The sequence below is a fragment of the Streptomyces sp. NPDC058964 genome (assembly GCF_042741275.1).
GTDB lineage: Bacteria > Actinomycetota > Actinomycetes > Streptomycetales > Streptomycetaceae > Streptomyces.
On the sequence record NZ_JBHYKH010000107.1, the window covers coordinates 17,162 to 21,064 of the forward strand.

Here is a 3,903-nt window from a genome sequence, read left to right on the forward strand (position 1 = left end):
ACGGCGCGCCGGCGGTCTTCCCCACGGCCCGGGGCGCGGCCGGGGGGGGCCCCCGCCCCCCGGGGCGGCGGCCCTCGGCGATGCTGCCGCCGCGCCCCCGGCCGGCAGCACGGCGGCCGTCGGCAAGCCCGCCCCGCGGCAGACCTCACCGCTCCCCCGGATCACGCGCAGTCGCCGCGCGGCGGGCCGGCGGACGTGACCCGGGGAGCGGGTCTCAGGAGCTGGAGCCGGAGCCGCTCGCCACGGTGCCCGGGCTGCCGACGCTGCCCGAGCTCTTCACGAGGTCGGTGAAGTCCTTGGTGTCGCTCGCCGGGGGCTCCTCGGCCGTGACCTTCACGCCGTAGTCGCTGTAGTAGGCGGTCTGGGTCATCCGGCCGGCCGTCATGTCGGCCTTCTCGACCTTCTTGACCAGCAGGTCCTGGTCGTTGACCCAGATGTCCACGGTCTCCGTGCTGACCCCGGCCTGGGTGAGCTGCTTCTTCAGGTCCGTCAGCTGGCTCGCGCTGAGGTTGCTGCTCTTGCCCGCCAGGTCGGCGACGTTCACGGTGCCCGAGTAGTGCGTGGTGTTCACGCCGGACACCTTCTCCTCGCCGACCTTCTTGACGTCCCCGGAGGCCAGCAGCAGCTTCACGGACTGGTTCGGCGTGGTGTTCTGCATCTGGTCCTTGAGATACGCGCCGGAGCTGCCGCCGAGCTTGGCGAGGTCGTCGTACGCGTACCGGATCCAGTGCTTGCCGCCGGACTGCTGGGCGAACTTGTCGCTCATCTTGGCGTAGTAGGCGTCGGGCAGGTACCGGGCCTCCATCGACGTCGAGCCGAGCTGACGCATCGTCTGGGCCGTGGTGCCACCGGTGTAGTTGATGGTGAGGGTGCCGGTGAGACCGTCGCCCCAGCTGAGGGCGCCGTCCGCGTCCATGGACATCACGGAGCCGATGGTCGTGGACGAACGGACCTTGGCCGACTCGGCCTTGTCCGTGGACTTCTCGGCGGAGCGCAGGGCCGCGACGGGGCTGACGGAGCCGCCTCCGGAGGAGTCCGAACCGCAGGCGGCCACCCCCGTCAGCGCGGCGGCCACCGCGATCGAAAGGGTCACGCGGCGCACGGTCGTGCTCTTCATGTCGTCCCACCCCTATGCGAGTCCTGGTGTCCACGCGCCCGCCCCGGGCGCGGGGTGTCTTATTTCGCCGCCAGCCCGCCGGGGGGCCCCCAACCACGTGCGCTGCCGGCCCCCCCCCCCTCGACGCGTACGCGGCTACCGGGGTGAGCTCAGGCTCAGACGGCGGCCGGGTCCTCCTCGACGAGGAGGTTGCGGGTGCGGTTCGAGTCGACCGGGATGCCGGGGCCCATCGTGGTGCTGATGGCGGCCTTCTTGATGTAGCGACCCTTGGCGGCGGACGGCTTCAGACGGAGGATCTCCTCCAGGGCCGCGCCGTAGTTCTCCACCAGCTGGGTGTCCTCGAAGGACGTCTTGCCGATGATGAAGTGCAGGTTCGAGTGCTTGTCGACGCGGAACTCGATCTTGCCGCCCTTGATCTCGGTCACAGCCTTGGCGGTGTCCGGGGTCACGGTGCCGGTCTTCGGGTTCGGCATCAGACCACGCGGGCCGAGGACGCGGCCGAGGCGGCCGACCTTGCCCATGAGGTCCGGGGTGGCGACGACGGCGTCGAAGTCCAGACGGCCCTTCGCCACCTCGTCGATCAGCTCGTCGGCACCGACGATGTCGGCGCCCGCGGCACGCGCGGCCTCGGCACGGTCGCCGGTCGCGAAGACCAGGACCCGGGCGGTCTTACCGGTGCCGTGCGGAAGGTTCACGGTGCCACGGACCATCTGGTCGGCCTTGCGCGGGTCGACACCCAGACGGAAGGCGACCTCGACGGTGCCGTCGAACTTGGTCGTGGAGGTCTCCTTGGCGAGACGGACGGCCTCGAGCGGGGCGTACTGCTTCTCCCGGTCGACCTTGGCGTCCGCAGCGCGGAGAGCCTTGCTGCGCTTGCTCACAACTGCTCCTGTGTGTTCTGAAAGGAGTCGTGGTGTACGGGCCGAGCAGGCCCTACCACGTGCGGCCGAGGCCGCATGGTTCTACGAAGGTGGGGTTCAGCCCTCGACCGTGACGCCCATGGAACGCGCGGTACCGGCGATGATCTTCGCGGCCGCGTCCAGGTCGTTGGCGTTGAGGTCGGGCATCTTGGTCGTGGCGATCTCGCGGACCTGCGCCTCGGTGATCTTGGCGACCTTGGTCTTGTGCGGCTCGCCGGAGCCCTTCTCAATGCCCGCGGCCTTGAGGATCATCTTCGCGGCCGGCGGCGTCTTGGTCACGAAGGTGAAGGAACGGTCCTCGTAGACCGTGATCTCCACCGGGATGACCCAACCGCGCTGCGACTCGGTCGCGGCGTTGTAGGCCTTGCAGAACTCCATGATGTTGACGCCGTGCTGACCCAGCGCCGGGCCGACCGGCGGAGCCGGGTTGGCGGCGCCGGCCTGGATCTGGAGCTTGATAAGCCCCGTGACCTTCTTCTTCTTGGGAGGCATGCTCTCTCCGGGTCCTTACTGAGAGGTTGATTACCACCTGCACCGTTCGGATGCACCGGAAGTGCATGATCCCGCAGATGGCATACCGCACAACGATAGCCGCTGTCTCCCCGGGACAAGAAATCCTCCAGGTCAGGCGGCTTTCGCAAGGCCCTCGACCCGTCCTCGGACATGGTCCCGCGGCCGCTCGGACCGGTCGTCCCGCGGGCCGGGGGCACCGGGCGGATCCGCGGCGCCCAGGAATTCCCCACGGAGCGCGGTTCGACTCCGGGTGTCACCCGTTCAGGCCGCCCCTGCCCCGCTAATGGCCCCCGGCCGCGCGCGAGGTGACGCTCGTCGGGCTCTGATGGCTGCAGAGGCATCAAACGTCCGCCTCCACCGCTGCTCTAAGGAGTCCATCCCATGCGCCGCACCGTCCATAGCGTTTCCGCTGCCGCCCTGGTCGGCCTCATAGCCGCCGGCACCACCGCCCCGGCCGCCTTCGCGGCACCGGCCGAGCAGGTCGATGCGCTGAGCGCCGCACCCCAGGTCCCGTCCGAGGGATCCCAGCAGGACACCGTCCAGGGCACCGCTCAGGACGCCGCGCCCGGTGACCTCGCCCAGGACACCGCCCCGGGCACGGGGTCCGGTGACATCTCGCAGTACCCGTCTCTCGACACGGTCCCCCAGGACACGTCCCTGGACGCCTCCGGGCAGCAGCCCCTGCTCGATCCGTCCTACGACACGACGCTCCAGAACCCGGCCGACGTCCTGCCCAAGGGTGGTACGACAGGTACGACAGAGGACACGCCCCAGGGCGTCTCCCCCACCAACGTTCCCAGCATCAACAGCCACGGCTCCGCCAGCCCCGTTCAGCAGGTTGTCATCCAGAACCCCGTGAACAACTCCAACGAGCAGGGTTCGCACAACGTCTCGCACGACAACGGCAACAACAACCACCGCGACGAGGGGCGGGGCCACAACAACGGGGGCGGGTTCTTCCCCGGGCCCATCCTGGGCGGCGTGGGCAACCTCGGAACCACCGTCGTCGCGCTCCCGCGCGGCACCGCCGGCGTGAGCGGCGTGAGCAACGTCGCGGCGGCGCCCGCCGCCGTGGTCCCCGGCGCCGTGCGGGCGGGCGAGGGAGGTTCCATCAAGTCGCCGGTGCCCACGATGGTCGTGGGCGGTGCGCTCGTGGCACTGGGCTGCGCCGCCATGGCACACCGTCTGTGGCTCCGCAGGCGGCGGCTGGGCTGAACCGGTCCACGGGCGATCCACGCACGTGACCCCGCCCCCGCCGGCAACGCGTCGGCGTCCCCTACGCGAATAAGCCCCCACAGGGGCCAGCCGGTGTTAGGGGGGGTGTTGTGCGCCCGCGTGGAATGGGGGGGCGCG

4 protein-coding genes are annotated in these 3,903 nt (G+C 70.3%); 1 reads left to right on the forward strand and 3 read right to left on the reverse strand.

Annotation, left to right across the window (positions count from 1 at the left end; all coding sequences use genetic code 11):
* Positions 1-214 precede the first annotated feature (214 nt).
* The 3 genes from ACFW2E_RS16050 to rplK form a co-directional block, all read right to left on the reverse strand.
* Positions 215-1,117 (reverse strand): hypothetical protein, encoded by a 903-nt coding sequence (locus tag ACFW2E_RS16050; protein WP_384466775.1) that lies wholly within the window; start codon positions 1,115-1,117, stop codon positions 215-217.
* Positions 1,118-1,272: 155 nt separating this feature from the next.
* Positions 1,273-1,998 carry a 50S ribosomal protein L1 gene (gene rplA / locus ACFW2E_RS16055; RefSeq protein WP_384466777.1) on the reverse strand — a complete coding sequence of 242 codons (726 nt, stop codon included), beginning with the start codon at positions 1,996-1,998 and terminating at the stop codon, positions 1,273-1,275.
* A gap of 96 nt (positions 1,999-2,094) precedes the next feature.
* Positions 2,095-2,529: a 50S ribosomal protein L11 gene (gene rplK / locus ACFW2E_RS16060; RefSeq protein WP_033528316.1), complete on the reverse strand. Its 435-nt coding sequence runs from the start codon at positions 2,527-2,529 to the stop codon at positions 2,095-2,097.
* A gap of 402 nt (positions 2,530-2,931) precedes the next feature.
* Between rplK and ACFW2E_RS16065 the strand changes: the two genes are divergently transcribed.
* Positions 2,932-3,765 (forward strand): hypothetical protein, encoded by an 834-nt coding sequence (locus ACFW2E_RS16065; protein WP_384466779.1) that lies wholly within the window; start codon positions 2,932-2,934, stop codon positions 3,763-3,765.
* Positions 3,766-3,903 lie beyond the last annotated feature (138 nt).

What these genes read in the sequence shown, in the direction of transcription:
- ACFW2E_RS16050 (WP_384466775.1), bottom strand. Translation starts at nt 1,117, where the DNA reads ATGAAGAGCACGACCGTGCGCCGCGTGACCCTTTCGATCGCGGTGGCC.
- rplK (WP_033528316.1), bottom strand. Translation starts at nt 2,529, where the DNA reads ATGCCTCCCAAGAAGAAGAAGGTCACGGGGCTTATCAAGCTCCAGATC.
- ACFW2E_RS16065 (WP_384466779.1), top strand. Translation starts at nt 2,932, where the DNA reads ATGCGCCGCACCGTCCATAGCGTTTCCGCTGCCGCCCTGGTCGGCCTC.